The 13,729-nt window shown below is 58.6% G+C and carries 12 protein-coding genes; 9 read left to right on the top strand and 3 right to left on the bottom strand.

Annotation, left to right across the window (positions count from 1 at the left end):
• Positions 1 to 180 precede the first annotated feature (180 nt).
• The 5 genes from bglX to ACMWL8_RS04530 all read left to right on the top strand — a co-directional run bounded on the left by bglX (position 181) and on the right by ACMWL8_RS04530 (position 6,376).
• Positions 181 to 2,478 (top strand): beta-glucosidase BglX, encoded by a 2,298-nt coding sequence (gene bglX, locus ACMWL8_RS04550; RefSeq protein WP_041909044.1) that lies wholly within the window; start codon positions 181 to 183, stop codon positions 2,476 to 2,478.
• A 146-nt stretch (positions 2,479 to 2,624) separates the two neighbouring features.
• Positions 2,625 to 3,542, top strand: coding sequence for an ABC transporter substrate-binding protein (locus ACMWL8_RS04545; RefSeq protein WP_041909045.1), 918 nt, complete (start codon positions 2,625 to 2,627; stop codon positions 3,540 to 3,542).
• A gap of 12 nt (positions 3,543 to 3,554) precedes the next feature.
• Positions 3,555 to 4,712: an ABC transporter permease gene (locus tag ACMWL8_RS04540; protein WP_045259741.1), complete on the top strand. Its 1,158-nt coding sequence runs from the start codon at positions 3,555 to 3,557 to the stop codon at positions 4,710 to 4,712.
• Positions 4,705 to 5,655 carry an ABC transporter ATP-binding protein gene (locus ACMWL8_RS04535; protein ID WP_045259742.1) on the top strand — a complete coding sequence of 317 codons (951 nt, stop codon included), beginning with the start codon at positions 4,705 to 4,707 and terminating at the stop codon, positions 5,653 to 5,655. Before ACMWL8_RS04540 ends, ACMWL8_RS04535 begins: the two co-directional genes overlap by 8 nt.
• Positions 5,639 to 6,376, top strand: coding sequence for an ABC transporter permease (locus ACMWL8_RS04530; RefSeq protein ID WP_045259743.1), 738 nt, complete (start codon positions 5,639 to 5,641; stop codon positions 6,374 to 6,376). The genes ACMWL8_RS04535 and ACMWL8_RS04530 overlap by 17 nt, the downstream gene beginning before the upstream one ends.
• Here the strand turns inward: ACMWL8_RS04530 and ACMWL8_RS04525 are convergent.
• Positions 6,351 to 6,464 (bottom strand): protein YohO, encoded by a 114-nt coding sequence (locus ACMWL8_RS04525; RefSeq protein WP_008500895.1) that lies wholly within the window; start codon positions 6,462 to 6,464, stop codon positions 6,351 to 6,353. The two genes, ACMWL8_RS04530 and ACMWL8_RS04525, sit on opposite strands and share 26 nt — an antisense overlap.
• Positions 6,465 to 6,533: 69 nt before the next feature.
• Positions 6,534 to 7,274: an HTH-type transcriptional regulator MlrA gene (gene mlrA, locus ACMWL8_RS04520; RefSeq protein ID WP_028013838.1), complete on the bottom strand. Its 741-nt coding sequence runs from the start codon at positions 7,272 to 7,274 to the stop codon at positions 6,534 to 6,536.
• Positions 7,275 to 7,492: 218 nt separating this feature from the next.
• On the opposite strand from mlrA, the gene ACMWL8_RS04515 reads away from it, so the two are divergent.
• Genes ACMWL8_RS04515 through ACMWL8_RS04505 form a run of 3 tightly spaced genes read left to right on the top strand, consistent with a single transcriptional unit; the run spans position 7,493 to position 10,408 of the window.
• Positions 7,493 to 9,178, top strand: coding sequence for a sensor histidine kinase (locus ACMWL8_RS04515; RefSeq protein WP_045259744.1), 1,686 nt, complete (start codon positions 7,493 to 7,495; stop codon positions 9,176 to 9,178).
• Positions 9,172 to 9,891 carry a two-component system response regulator BtsR gene (btsR, locus tag ACMWL8_RS04510; RefSeq protein WP_023312443.1) on the top strand — a complete coding sequence of 240 codons (720 nt, stop codon included), beginning with the start codon at positions 9,172 to 9,174 and terminating at the stop codon, positions 9,889 to 9,891. The genes ACMWL8_RS04515 and btsR overlap by 7 nt, the downstream gene beginning before the upstream one ends.
• A 46-nt stretch (positions 9,892 to 9,937) precedes the next feature.
• Positions 9,938 to 10,408 (top strand): DUF1456 family protein, encoded by a 471-nt coding sequence (locus ACMWL8_RS04505; protein ID WP_045259745.1) that lies wholly within the window; start codon positions 9,938 to 9,940, stop codon positions 10,406 to 10,408.
• 31 nt (positions 10,409 to 10,439) lie between these two features.
• Here the strand turns inward: ACMWL8_RS04505 and metG are convergent, their stop codons facing one another.
• Complete coding sequence (gene metG, locus ACMWL8_RS04500) at positions 10,440 to 12,473, bottom strand: methionine--tRNA ligase (protein ID WP_045259746.1); 2,034 nt, start codon at positions 12,471 to 12,473, stop codon at positions 10,440 to 10,442.
• Positions 12,474 to 12,610: 137 nt separating this feature from the next.
• Between metG and apbC the strand changes: the two genes are divergently transcribed.
• On the top strand, positions 12,611 to 13,720 hold the full coding sequence (gene apbC / locus ACMWL8_RS04495; RefSeq protein WP_028013834.1) for an iron-sulfur cluster carrier protein ApbC: 1,110 nt from the start codon (positions 12,611 to 12,613) through the stop codon (positions 13,718 to 13,720).
• The last annotated feature ends 9 nt before the right edge of the window (positions 13,721 to 13,729 follow it).

Below are 13,729 nucleotides of genomic sequence, written 5' to 3'. Positions count from 1 at the left end.
CTTGTGGTGGGGCAAATTTCTCGCTGTAAAGCATAGCGCGATTAACTGTTCAGCGGTCGAGTATTCACGAGAAAAATCAGAGAATAACCCTGCAACGTTCAGAGGGTTTATGGCACACTGCGCTTTTCGCACGGTCTGGCCGGGTGCTTCCCACGGTTATTGATGAGAGAGAATAACAACATGAAATGGCTATGTTCTGTAGGTGTCGCCGTCAGCCTGGCGCTGCAACCTGCGCTGGCAGAGGATTTGTTTGGTAATCACCCGCTCACGCCTGAAGCCCGCGACGCGTTTGTCACGGAGTTGCTTAAGAAGATGACGGTCGATGAAAAAATCGGCCAGCTGCGTCTGATCAGCGTTGGCCCGGATAACCCGAAAGAGGCCATCCGCGAGATGATCAAAGAGAACCAGGTGGGCGCGATTTTTAACACCGTCACCCGCCAGGATATCCGCGCCATGCAGGATCAGGTGATGCAGCTCAGCCGCCTGAAAATCCCGTTGTTCTTCGCCTATGACGTGGTGCACGGCCAGCGCACCGTCTTCCCGATCAGCCTCGGCTTAGCCTCCTCGTTTAACCTAGACGCGGTGAAAACCGTCGGGCGCGTGTCGGCCTATGAAGCGGCGGACGACGGCCTGAACATGACCTGGGCACCGATGGTGGACGTCTCGCGCGATCCGCGCTGGGGCCGCGCCTCGGAAGGCTTCGGTGAAGATACCTATTTAACGGCCACGATGGGCAAAACCATGGTGGAAGCGATGCAGGGCAAGAGCCCGGCGGACCGCTACTCGGTGATGACCAGCGTTAAACACTTCGCGGCCTACGGCGCCGTGGAAGGCGGTAAAGAGTACAACACCGTCGACATGAGCCCACAGCGCCTGTTTAACGACTACATGCCGCCGTACAAGGCGGGGCTGGATGCGGGCAGCGGCGCGGTGATGGTGGCGCTGAACTCGCTGAACGGCACGCCTGCGACCTCCGATTCCTGGCTGCTGAAAGACGTGCTGCGCGACCAGTGGGGCTTTAAGGGCATCACCGTTTCCGACCACGGCGCGATTAAAGAGCTGATCAAGCACGGCACGGCGTCCGATCCGGAAGACGCCGTGCGCGTGGCGCTTAAGTCCGGCATCAACATGAGCATGAGCGACGAGTACTACAGCAAATACCTGCCGGGGCTGGTGAAGAGCGGCAAGGTAACGATGGCGGAGCTGGACGATGCCGCGCGCCACGTGCTGAACGTGAAATATGACATGGGGCTGTTTAACGATCCGTACAGCCACCTGGGGCCGAAAGATTCTGACCCGGCGGATACCAACGCCGAAAGTCGCCTGCACCGTAAAGAGGCGCGTGAAGTGGCGCGCGAAAGTCTGGTGCTGCTGAAGAACCGCCTTGACACGCTGCCGCTGAAAAAATCCGGCACTATTGCTGTGGTCGGCCCGCTGGCTGACAGCAAGCGCGACGTGATGGGCAGCTGGTCCGCCGCGGGCGTGGCCGATCAGTCCGTTACCGTCCTGACCGGCATCAAGAGCGCCGTCGGTGAAAACGCCAAAGTGGTGTACGCCAAAGGGGCGAACGTCACCGACGATAAAGACATCGTCACCTTCCTCAACCAGTACGAGGAAGCGGTGAAGGTCGATCCGCGCACGCCGAAGGAGATGATCGACGAAGCGGTCAACGCGGCGAAGCAGTCTGACGTCGTTGTCGCGGTCGTGGGGGAAGCGCAGGGTATGGCGCACGAAGCTTCCAGCCGTACCGACATCACCATCCCGCAGAGCCAGCGCGATTTGATCGCCGCCCTGAAAGCGACCGGCAAGCCGCTGGTGCTGGTGCTGATGAACGGTCGTCCGCTGGCGCTGGTGAAAGAGGACCAGCAGGCTGACGCCATTCTGGAAACCTGGTTCGCCGGCACCGAAGGCGGTAACGCCATCGCCGACGTATTGTTTGGCGATTACAACCCGTCGGGCAAGCTGCCGATGTCCTTCCCGCGCTCCGTCGGGCAGATCCCGGTTTACTACAGCCACCTGAACACCGGTCGCCCGTACAACGCCGACAAGCCGAACAAATACACGTCTCGTTACTTTGACGAAGCTAACGGCCCGCTCTACCCGTTTGGTTATGGCCTGAGCTACACCACCTTCAAGGTCTCTGAGGTGAAAATGTCGGCGCCGAGCCTGAAGCGTGACGGCAAGGTCACCGCCAGCGTCGAGGTGACCAACACCGGCAAGCGTGAAGGGGCAACGGTGATTCAGATGTACGTGCAGGATGTCACCGCCTCGATGAGCCGTCCTGTGAAGCAGCTGCGCGGTTTTGAGAAGGTCAATCTCAAGCCTGGCGAAACCAAAACCATCAGCTTCCCGATTGACGTGGATGCGCTGAAGTTCTGGAACCAGCAGATGAAATATGATGCGGAACCGGGCAAGTTTAACGTCTTTATCGGGGTGGATTCCGCCCGCGTAAATAAAGGCGAGTTCGAGCTGCTGTAACCTTTCCCTCCTTTGCATCCCCCGTCCATCGGGGGATGCGTCTTACCTTATGCTAAAAAGGCATTTTGCCGGGTAAATCCGCCGTTTTAAGCTACGCTTTTCTCTCAAGCCTCTGAAAAAGGCAGCAAAAAAATGAGGATAGCGGAATGACGATTAAATCGGGGATGGTAGTTTCTGCGGCGCTACTCGCGGCGCTAAGCCTGCCGTTACAGGCGGCGGAGCCGGTAAAAGTGGGCTCAAAGATCGATACCGAGGGCGCGCTGCTCGGGAATATTATTCTCCAGGTGCTGGAAAGCCACGGCGTGAAAACCGTCAATAAAGTTCAGCTGGGCACCACGCCCGTCGTGCGCGGCGCGATTACCTCCGGCGAGCTGGATATCTATCCTGAATATACCGGCAACGGCGCGTTCTTCTTTAAAGAAGAGAACGATCCAGCATGGAAAAACGCCAAAGCTGGCTATGAAAAAGTCAAAAAACTCGACGCGGAACAGAACAAGCTGGTCTGGCTGACCCCGGCCCCGGCCAACAATACCTGGACTATCGCCGTGCGTAAGGACGTGGCGGAGAAAGGGAAGCTCACCTCGCTTGCGGATCTCAGCCGCTACCTGAAAGAGAAGGGCGACTTTAAGCTTGCGGCGTCCGCGGAGTTTATCGAGCGTCCTGACGCGCTGCCGGCGTTTGAAAAAGCCTACGACTTCAAGCTCGACCAGGCGCAACTGCTCTCGCTGGCGGGCGGAGATACGGCGGTAACCATTAAGGCGGCGGCGCAGCAAACCTCCGGCGTTAACGCGGCGATGGCCTACGGCACCGACGGCCCGGTCGCGGCACTGGGCCTGCAAACCCTGACCGATCCAAAAGGCGTTCAGCCGATTTACGCTCCTACCCCGGTTGTGCGTGAGGCGGTGCTGAAAGCCTACCCGGATATTGCGGAATGGCTCAAACCGGTCTTCGAAAAGCTGGATGAAAAAACGCTGCAACAGCTGAATGCCAGCATTGCCGTCGAGGGACTGGATGCCAAAAAAGTGGCCGCCGACTTCCTGAAACAACAAGGGCTTGTGAAGTAACGGGAAAGGGCTGTGCCAATAAAATGTCATAACCGCGTACTGCTGCTGTTGGCCTGCGTGGCCATCGCGGCGGTCGCGTTACCGTTTGTGAACGTCGCGCCTAACCGCCTGATGTCCGGGGAAGGGCGTGCTCTCTGGGACGTATGGTCGTTCACGCCGTGGTGGCTGGCGGCTGCGCTGGCCGCGTGGGTTGCACTGTCGCTCTGGCAAGGGCGAACGGCGCAGTGGCTGACGCTGCTGCTCTCGGAAGGTCTCTTTATCACGCTGTTCTGGAGCGCGGGGCTGGCGGCAACGCATATGGCCTCGGCGGAAAGTCCGCTGGCGAGAACCACGCCAGGCAGCGGCCTGTGGCTCTGGCTGGCTTTGTGTTTACTGGCCAGCAGCGATGCGATTCGTCGTCTCGTCGCCAGTTCTGTCTGGCGCTGGGTGCTTAATGCGCAGATATGGTCTATTCCGCTGCTGTTATTGTTCAGCGGTGAACTGAACAACCTCTCGCTGTTAAAAGAGTACGCCAACCGTCAGGAGGTGTTTGATGATGCCCTGGCGCAACATTTGACGATTCTTTTCGGCACGCTGATCCCGGCGCTGTTGATCGGGATACCGCTCGGCATGTGGTGTTATCGTCATCCCTCACGTCAGGGTAGCATTTTTGCCGTGCTCAACGTCATCCAGACCATTCCCTCCGTTGCGCTGTTTGGACTGCTGATTGCCCCCCTGGCCGGGCTGGTGAAGTCGTTTCCCGCGCTGGGCGCGGTGGGTATCGCCGGAACGGGGTTAACGCCCGCGCTGATTGCGCTGGTGCTGTACGCGCTGCTCCCGCTGGTGCGCGGCGTGGTCGCGGGCTTAAGCCAGGTTGCGCCGGATTTGCTGGAAAGCGCCCATGCGATGGGGATGAGCGCGCGACAGTGTTTCTGGAAGATTCAGCTCCCGCTGGCGCTGCCCCTGCTGCTGCGCAGCCTGCGGGTGGTAGCGGTTCAGACCGTTGGCATGGCGGTGATTGCCGCGCTGATTGGAGCGGGCGGCTTTGGCGCGCTGGTGTTCCAGGGGCTGCTGAGCAGCGCCCTCGATCTGGTGTTGTTAGGCGTAGTCCCTACTATTGCGCTGGCGGTTGTCGTCGACGCGCTGTTTGCCTTATGGCTCGCGCTGCTCAGGAGAAGAGCCAATGATTGAATTTCATGATGTGAGTAAAACCTTTGCCGGCCGCCCGGCGGCAAGCCATCTGAACCTGAACTTTGCCGAGGGGGCATTTTCCGTGCTGATTGGCACTTCGGGCTCGGGAAAATCCACCACGCTGAAGATGATCAACCGGCTGGTGGAGCATGACAGCGGGTTAATTCGCTTTGCCGGGGAAGAGATCCGCAGCCTGCCGGTGCTGGAGCTGCGCCGCCGAATGGGCTATGCCATTCAGTCTATCGGCCTGTTTCCGCACTGGACGGTGGCACAGAACATCGCCACCGTGCTGCAGCTGGAGAAATGGTCGCGGGCTAAAATCGCTGACCGCGTTGATGAACTGATGTCTCTGCTGGGGCTGGAGCCCGCGTTGCGCGAGCGCTATCCTCACCAGCTCTCCGGTGGGCAACAGCAGCGCGTGGGCGTGGCGCGCGCGCTGGCGGCTAACCCGCAGGTGCTGCTGATGGATGAACCCTTTGGCGCGCTGGATCCCGTTACGCGCGGGGCGCTGCAAACGGAGATGACCCGCATTCACCGCATTCTTGGTCGAACCATCGTCCTCGTGACGCACGATATAGATGAAGCCCTGCGCCTGGCCGACCATCTGGTGCTGATGGACCACGGCGAGGTGGTGCAGCAGGGCGCGCCGCTTGCGCTGCTGACCAGCCCGAAGAATGACTTTGTACGCGAGTTTTTTGGCCGCAGCGAGCTGGGCGTCAGGCTGCTCTCCCTGCGGACGGTCGGAGACTATATGCGCCGGGAGAATGCACCGCCCGGCGGGGAACCGTTACAGGAGCAGATGAGCCTGCGGGATGCCCTCTCCGCGTTTGTCGCGCGCCGGTGCGAAGTCCTGCCCGTGGCGGATGTCCGGGGTGCGCCGTGCGGCAGCCTGCATTTTCGCGATCTGCTGGCCGGGGAGGTGACGCGTGAAGGCACTGCGTGATCCGCTCCTCTGGCTGGTAGCGCTCTTTGTCGCCTTACTGTTTTTCATGCCTCACAGCGCGGCGCTGTTTAACACTCTTTTTCCGGGGCTACCGCGGCCAGTGTATCAGCAGGAGAGCTTTATTAACCTTGCCCTGGCGCATCTCTGGCTGGTGGCGCTCTCAAGCGTCATGGCGGTGGTGCTGGGAGTAGGGGCGGGCATCGCGGTCACGCGACCTGCGGGCCGGGAGTTTCGTCCGCTGGTGGAGACGGTTGCGGCCATTGGACAGACGTTTCCGCCGGTGGCGGTGCTGGCGATAGCGGTGCCGGTGATGGGTTTTGGTCAGCAGCCCGCGATTATTGCGCTGATTCTGTACGGCGTGTTGCCCGTTCTGCAGGGCACGCTGGCGGGCGTTGCGGCGGTCCCGGCGTCTGTTTTAAGCGTGGCGGAAGGGATGGGGATGAGCCGCTGGCAGCGGCTGCGCAAGGTAGAACTGCCGCTTGCGGCACCGGTTATTATTGCCGGGATCCGCACGTCGGTGATCATTAACATCGGGACGGCGACCATTGCGTCTACGGTCGGTGCCAATACGCTGGGAACGCCGATCATCATCGGCTTAAGCGGGTTTAATACGGCTTATATTGTGCAGGGGGCGGTGCTGGTCGCGCTGGCGGCCATCGTTGTCGATCGCCTTTTTGAGCGGCTGGCGCTGTACCTCAGCCGACACCGCCACGAACGATAAACGAGTATCCTGCAAGCATCACGCCGCCGATACCGCTTACGGCCATCAGGACAAAAAGGGTAATAATGGCGAGTTTAGTTGCCTTCATCATGTGCTCCTGTTGTTAACGGAACAATTATACGGTGAAGCGCAGCTGTTAATGAACCATTAAATGCCGTTATGGCTCATCCGGGCCAAGGGAATAAACCGGATAACCATGCTCACGCCACTCCGTCAGCAGCTGTTGCTGCGTGGCGGACGGCACTTCGCCACACCAGACCAGCAGGGTCTGGCCGTCGAAAAACTCGGGTTTGAGCTGCCCCAGCGAGTGCGCAAGGACATCCACGCGCCAGCCCTTTTGGGTGGCGATCCACGCTTCCAGCCACAGACGGGTAGTATCGTGCACGTTCCAGCCGACCACCAGCGCATCTTTTCCTGCCTTGTTCTTCGCCGAGGCAAGACAGACGGCAATATAGTTGATCAGCACCCCGTCAAGCATGCTGAGCAGCGCCTGCAGGGTAGACTGTTGGCACTGCAGGCGCCGACGGAGCGGAATGAAAAGATGGGTGATAAGCGTTTTCGCCGGATAATCGCGACCCTGCTCTTTGATCCAGGCGCGCAGTCGCTGCAGGTTACCCGCCTGCAGGAGCCGCAGCAGCGTTTCCTGCTGCTCGCGCCAGAGGCGTTGCGTGTCCGGGTCGTCGTGGCTCAGCAGGGACTTCACTTTCCCGACCTGCACCCCGTTGTCGATCCAGCTTTTGATTTCGCGGATCCGGTCGATATCGGCATCGTTGAAAAGGCGATGACCACCGTCCGTCCTCTGCGGTTTGAGCAATCCATACCGTCGCTGCCACGCCCGTAGGGTAACGGGATTGATATCACAAAGGAGTGCCACTTCACCGATTGTGTAAAGCGCCATATTTGCCCCCTGGCTTACGCGTTCCCAGCTTAACTGTAGACCCACTTTGCCGAACCAGGAAGAATTGATTAATTTTTAAACAAATAATGCGAACCATGCACGATGTGCAGAAAAAGATGTGATAACGGACACGATTTTGCGCTTTTTTGGGGCGCTTCAAAGAAAGTTCAGCCGCATCCGTGTATGTTACGCGTTTTTTAGCGTGTGCGGTTTTGAGTATGTACGAGTTTAACCTGGTGCTGCTGTTGCTTCAGCAGATGTGCGTGTTTCTGGTCATTGCCTGGCTGATGAGCAAAACGCGTCTTTTCATTCCGCTGATGCAGGTCACCGTACGCCTGCCGCACAAGCTGCTCTGCTACGTCACCTTCTCTATTTTTTGCATCATGGGGACCTACTTCGGCCTCCACATCGAAGACTCTATTGCTAATACGCGCGCCATCGGCGCGGTGATGGGCGGGCTGCTGGGCGGCCCGGTCGTCGGTGGTCTTGTCGGTTTAACCGGTGGGCTGCATCGCTATTCCATGGGCGGGATGACGGCGCTCAGCTGCATGATCTCGACGATCGTCGAAGGGCTGCTTGGTGGCCTGGTGCACAGCTATATGATTAAGCGCGGTCGCCCGGACAAGGTGTTTAGCCCGCTTACCGCCGGGGCCATTACCTTTGTGGCTGAAATGGCGCAGATGGCGATCATTCTGCTGATTGCCCGCCCGTTCGAGGATGCGCTGCACCTGGTCAGCAGTATTGCCGCCCCGATGATGGTGACCAACACGGTCGGCGCGGCGCTGTTTATGCGTATTCTGCTCGACAAGCGCGCCATGTTTGAGAAGTACACCTCGGCCTTTTCCGCCACGGCGCTGAAGGTTGCCGCCTCGACCGAAGGGATCCTGCGTCAGGGGTTTAACGAAGAGAACAGCATGAAGGTTGCGCAGGTGCTCTATAAAGAGCTGGATATCGGCGCGGTGGCCATTACCGATCGCGAAAAGCTGCTGGCGTTTACCGGCACCGGAGACGATCACCACCTGCCGGGCAAACCGATCTCGTCGACCTATACGCTGCGCGCCATTGAAACCGGCGAAGTAGTGTATGCCGACGGTAACGAAGTGCCTTACCGCTGCTCGCTGCATCCGCAGTGCAAGCTGGGCTCCACGCTCGTCATTCCGCTGCGCGGGGAAAATCAGCGGGTGATGGGCACCATCAAGCTGTATGAGGCGAAAAACCGTCTGTTCAGCTCTATCAACCGCACGCTGGGGGAGGGGATCGCCCAGCTTCTTTCCGCGCAAATTCTTGCAGGGCAATATGAACGGCAGAAAGCCCTGCTGACGCAGTCTGAAATTAAGCTGCTGCATGCCCAGGTCAATCCGCATTTCCTGTTTAATGCCCTCAACACGCTCAAAGCGGTGATTCGCCGCGACAGCGATCAGGCCGCGCAGCTGGTGCAGTTTTTGTCGACCTTTTTCCGTAAAAACCTGAAGCGCCCGTCAGAGATCGTGACCCTCGCCGATGAAATTGAGCACGTGAATGCCTATCTGCAAATTGAACAGGCGCGGTTTCAGTCCCGCCTGCAGGTGTCGCTCTGCGTTCCGGACGAGCTGGCGTATCAGCATCTTCCGGCCTTTACCCTGCAGCCTATTGTGGAGAACGCCATCAAGCACGGTACCTCGCAGCTGCTGGGGATAGGGGAGATAACCATTGCCGCCAGCCGTTTTAACCACCATCTGGTGCTGGATATTGAAGATAACGCCGGGCTGTACCAGCCTTCCGCTTCGGGTGGATTAGGGATGAGCCTGGTTGATAAACGTCTGCGCGCCCATTTTGGCGACGACTGTGGCATTACCGTCGCCTGCGAGCCTGACCGTTTTACCCGTATTACCGTTCGACTGCCGCTGGAGGAAAACGCATGTTAAGAGTGCTGATCGTGGATGACGAGCCGCTGGCACGGGAAAACCTGCGCGTTCTGCTGCAGGAGCAGCCAGACATTGAGATTGTGGGGGAGTGCGCCAACGCCATTGAGGCCATCGGTGCGGTGCACAAGCTGCGCCCGGACGTGCTGTTCCTCGACATTCAGATGCCGCGCATCAGCGGGCTGGAGATGGTCGGCATGCTCGACCCGGCGCATCGTCCCTACATCGTGTTTCTGACGGCGTTCGACGAATATGCCGTTAAGGCTTTTGAGGAGCACGCGTTCGATTATTTACTCAAGCCGATTGAAGAGAAGCGGCTGGAAAAAACGCTCACCCGCTTACGCCAGGAGCGAACCGTCCAGGACGTTACGCTGTTGCCGGAGAACCAGCAGCCGCTGAAATTTATCCCCTGCACCGGGCACAGCCGGATTTATCTGCTGCAGATGGATGATGTGGCGTTTGTCAGCAGCCGCCTGAGCGGGGTGTTTGTCACCAGCGCGGAAGGGAACGAAGGGTTTACCGAGCTGACCCTGCGCACGCTGGAGAGCCGCACGCCGCTGATTCGCTGTCACCGTCAGTATCTGGTGAACATGGCGCACCTGAAGGAGATCCGTCTGGAAGATAACGGTCAGGCCGAGCTGGTGCTGCGCGCCGGGCAGACCGTCCCCGTCAGCCGCCGCTATCTGAAAAGTTTGAAAGAGGCGATTGGCCTGTAAAACTGGTACACTGCGCGCCATTGCATCATCGACATTCGAAGGCTCTATGCTAAGTAACGATATTCTTCGTAGCCTGCGCTACACCCTGAAAGCAAACAATAACGACATGGTGCGCATTCTTGCGCTGTCCGACATGGAATCCACGTCTGCAAATTTTGATACCTGGATGACCAAAGAGGACGAAGAGGGCTTCGTCCGCTGCCCGGACATCATTCTGTCGGGTTTTCTGAACGGGCTGATTTACGATAAACGTGGAAAAGATGACTCCGCGCCCGAGCTGGCGCTGGAGCGTCGCGTGAACAACAACACGGTGCTGAAAAAGCTGCGTATCGCCTTCTCGCTGAAAACGGACGATATCCAGGCGATCATGACCGAGCAGAAATACCGCGTGTCGATGCCGGAAATCACTGCCATGATGCGCGCGCCGGACCACAAAAATTACCGCGAGTGCGGCGACCAGTTTCTGCGTAATTTCCTGCGCGGGCTGACCCATCGGGTGCATCACCCGAAACCATAAAAAAAGCCGGAGATTATCTCCGGCTTTTTTGTTATTTCACCTGCTGGCCCGGCTTCGCGCCTTCGTCTGGGCTTAACAGGAAGATATCCTTCCCGCCAGGGCCTGCTGCCATCACCATCCCTTCGGAAATGCCGAAGCGCATTTTGCGCGGCGCCAGGTTAGCGACCATCACGGTTTGACGGCCGATCAGCACCTGCGGGTCCGGGTAGGCAGAACGGATGCCGGAGAAGACGTTGCGCTTCTCGCCGCCGAGATCCAGCGTCAGGCGCAGCAGCTTGTCAGAGCCTTCCACGAATTCTGCGTTTTCAATCAGCGCCACGCGCAGGTCGACCTTAGCGAAGTCATCAAAGGTGATGGTTTCCTGAATCGGATCGTCCGCCAGCGGGCCGGTTACCGGTGCTGCAGCCGCTTTCACCTCTTCTTTAGAGGCTTCGACCAGCGCTTCAACCTGCTTCATCTCGATGCGGTTATACAGCGCCTTAAAGGTGTTCACCTTGTGGCCGAGCAGCGGCTGCGCCATTGCATCCCAGGTCAGTTCGGTGTTCAGGAACGCTTCAGCGCGGGCTGCCAGCTGCGGCAGAACCGGCTTCAGGTACGTCATCAGCACGCGGAACAGGTTGATGCCCATGGAGCAGATGGCCTGCAGATCGGCATCGCGGCCTTCCTGTTTAGCGACAACCCACGGCGCCTGCTCGTCCACATAGCGGTTAGCCAGGTCAGCCAGCGCCATGATTTCACGCACTGCTTTACCGAACTCGCGCGTTTCCCAGGCTTCGCCAATGGTGGCTGCCGCGTCGGTGAAGGTTTGGTACAGGGCTGGGTCCGCCAGCTCAGCGGCCATTACGCCGTCAAAGCGCTTGGCGATAAAGCCCGCGTTACGGGACGCCAGGTTCACCACCTTGTTGACGATGTCTGCGTTCACACGCTGCACGAAATCTTCCAGGTTCAGGTCGATATCGTCGATGCGGGAAGAGAGCTTCGCGGTGTAGTAGTAGCGCAGGCTGTCCGCGTCGAAGTGGTTCAGCCAGGTGCTGGCTTTGATGAACGTCCCGCGGGACTTGGACATCTTGGCGCCGTTCACCGTGACGTAGCCGTGTACGAACAGGTTGGTTGGCTTGCGGAAGTTGCTGCCTTCCAGCATGGCCGGCCAGAACAGGCTGTGGAAGTAAACGATGTCTTTGCCGATGAAGTGGTACAGCTCGGCGGTAGAGTCTTTCTTCCAGTATTCGTCGAAGCTGACGGTGTCGCCCCGCTTGCCGCACAGGTTCTTGAAGGAGCCCATGTAGCCGATTGGCGCATCCAGCCAGACGTAGAAATATTTGCCCGGCGCATTCGGGATTTCGAAGCCAAAGTACGGCGCATCGCGGGAGATATCCCACTGCTGCAGGCCGGATTCGAACCACTCCTGCATCTTGTTCGCCACCTGCTCCTGCAGCGCGCCACTGCGGGTCCACGCCTGCAGCATTTCGCTGAAGGACGGCAGGTCGAAGAAGAAGTGCTCGGAATCACGCATCACAGGTGTGGCGCCGGATACCACGGATTTGGGCTCAATCAGTTCGGTCGGGCTGTAGGTCGCGCCGCAGACTTCGCAGTTATCGCCGTACTGATCCGGGGATTTACATTTTGGACAGGTGCCTTTGACGAAACGGTCCGGCAGGAACATGCCTTTTTCCGGATCGTACAGCTGAGAGATAGTACGGTTTTTGATGAAACCGTTCTCTTTCAGACGGGTGTAGATCAGCTCCGACAGCTCGCGGTTTTCGTCGCTGTGCGTGGAGTGATAGTTGTCATAGCTGATGTCAAAGCCAGCAAAATCGGTCTGATGCTCCTGACTCATTTCGGCAATCATCTGCTCCGGGGAAATCCCCAGCTGCTGCGCTTTCAGCATAATCGGCGTGCCGTGGGCATCGTCCGCACAGATGAAGTTAACCTCGTGGCCGCGCATTCGCTGGTAACGGACCCAGACATCAGCCTGGATATGCTCCAGCATGTGGCCGAGGTGGATTGAGCCGTTGGCGTACGGCAGGGCGCACGTTACCAGAATTTTTTTCGCGACTTGAGTCATAGTAGGCATTACTTCTTTTAACTGTGAAAAGGGTTTTCGATATTACCAAAAGGGGCATTATTAAGTAAGCACAAACCACGGCCTTTCAGGTAAACTTGTTTGTATAAGGTCTTATTCACAAGAACAAAGGAGTCGGGATGAGTTCTCAATCCCAGGCCAAATCACCGGAAGCCTTACGAGCAATGGTCGCCGGGACGCTGGCTAACTTTCAGCATCCAACCCTGAAACATAACCTCACTACGCTGAAAGCGTTACACCACGTCGCGTGGCTGGACGATACGCTGCACGTTGAAGTGCAGATGCCGTTCGTCTGGACCAGCGCCTTTGACGCGCTGAAAGAGCAGACCAGCGCCGAGCTGCTGCGCATTACCGGTGCGAAAGCGATTGACTGGAAGCTGAGCCACAGTATCGCCACGCTGAAACGTGTGAAAAATCAGCCGGGCGTCAATGGGGTGAAAAACATCATCGCCGTGAGTTCAGGTAAGGGTGGGGTGGGTAAATCCTCTACCGCCGTCAACCTCGCGCTCGCGTTGGCGGCGGAAGGGGCAAAGGTCGGTATTCTGGATGCCGATATCTACGGTCCGTCTATTCCAAACATGCTGGGTGCGGAAAATCAGCGCCCAACCTCGCCGGACGGCACGCATATGGCGCCGATCGTGGCGCACGGTCTGGCGACCAACTCCATCGGTTACCTGGTGACCGACGATAACGCCATGGTCTGGCGCGGCCCGATGGCCAGCAAAGCGCTGCTGCAGATGCTGCAGGAAACGATGTGGCCGGATCTGGATTATCTGGTGCTGGACATGCCGCCGGGCACCGGTGACATTCAGCTGACGCTGGCGCAGAACATACCGGTAACGGGGGCCGTTGTGGTCACCACGCCGCAGGATATCGCGCTGATCGACGCCAAAAAAGGCATCGTGATGTTCGAGAAAGTGGAAGTGCCGGTGCTCGGCATCGTCGAGAACATGAGCATGCACATCTGCAGCAACTGCGGACACCATGAGCCTATCTTTGGTACGGGTGGGGCGGAAAAACTGGCAGCGCAGTATCACACCCAGCTGCTGGGGCAGATGCCGCTGCATATTTCCTTGCGTGAAGATCTGGACAGCGGGAAGCCGACGGTCGTCAGCCGTCCGGACAGCGAGTTCGCTGAGATGTATCGCCAGCTGGCGGGGCGCGTTGCGGCGCAGCTCTACTGGCAGGGTGAAGTGATCCCGGGTGAAATCGCCTTCCGCGCGGTGTAACCCCCCAGC

Source organism: Enterobacter sp. 04-C-12-SI-ECC, assembly GCF_047530715.1.
Lineage (GTDB): Bacteria > Pseudomonadota > Gammaproteobacteria > Enterobacterales > Enterobacteriaceae > Enterobacter > Enterobacter bugandensis.
This window is presented reverse-complemented; position numbering and strand designations above follow the sequence as displayed.

Coding starts and splice junctions, on each gene's coding strand:
- bglX (WP_041909044.1), top strand. CDS start 181: ATGAAATGGCTATGTTCTGTAGGTGTCGCCGTCAGCCTGGCGCTGCAA.
- ACMWL8_RS04545 (WP_041909045.1), top strand. CDS start 2,625: ATGACGATTAAATCGGGGATGGTAGTTTCTGCGGCGCTACTCGCGGCG.
- ACMWL8_RS04535 (WP_045259742.1), top strand. CDS start 4,705: ATGATTGAATTTCATGATGTGAGTAAAACCTTTGCCGGCCGCCCGGCG.
- ACMWL8_RS04525 (WP_008500895.1), bottom strand. CDS start 6,464: ATGAAGGCAACTAAACTCGCCATTATTACCCTTTTTGTCCTGATGGCC.
- mlrA (WP_028013838.1), bottom strand. CDS start 7,274: ATGGCGCTTTACACAATCGGTGAAGTGGCACTCCTTTGTGATATCAAT.
- ACMWL8_RS04515 (WP_045259744.1), top strand. CDS start 7,493: ATGTACGAGTTTAACCTGGTGCTGCTGTTGCTTCAGCAGATGTGCGTG.
- btsR (WP_023312443.1), top strand. CDS start 9,172: ATGTTAAGAGTGCTGATCGTGGATGACGAGCCGCTGGCACGGGAAAAC.
- ACMWL8_RS04505 (WP_045259745.1), top strand. CDS start 9,938: ATGCTAAGTAACGATATTCTTCGTAGCCTGCGCTACACCCTGAAAGCA.
- metG (WP_045259746.1), bottom strand. CDS start 12,473: ATGACTCAAGTCGCGAAAAAAATTCTGGTAACGTGCGCCCTGCCGTAC.
- apbC (WP_028013834.1), top strand. CDS start 12,611: ATGAGTTCTCAATCCCAGGCCAAATCACCGGAAGCCTTACGAGCAATG.